Genomic DNA, 287 nt, shown 5'->3' on the forward strand with positions numbered 1-287 from the left:
TGACGCACAAATGGATTACTACCGATTTTGCGGAAGCATTGCTGGAATTCATTACACCAGTGGATGGTGATATTGAACATATGCTGACCTTTATGCGCGATCTGCATCGTTATACGGCGCGCAATATGGGCGATGAGCGGATGTGGCCGTTAAGTATGCCATGCTACATCGCAGAAGGTCAGGACATCGAACTGGCACAGTACGGCACTTCTAACACCGGACGCTTTAAAACGCTGTATCGTGAAGGGCTGAAAAATCGCTACGGCGCGCTGATGCAAACCATTTCC

General features: G+C 49.1%; 1 pseudogene. It reads left to right on the forward strand.

Annotation, left to right across the window (positions count from 1 at the left end):
- Positions 1-287, forward strand: a pseudogene (locus SB725_RS30755) (glutamate--cysteine ligase); the annotation flags it as partial.

Origin of the sequence: Pseudomonas sp. SIMBA_041 (assembly GCF_046535095.1) — a bacterium.
GTDB lineage: Bacteria > Pseudomonadota > Gammaproteobacteria > Pseudomonadales > Pseudomonadaceae > Aquipseudomonas > Aquipseudomonas mucoides.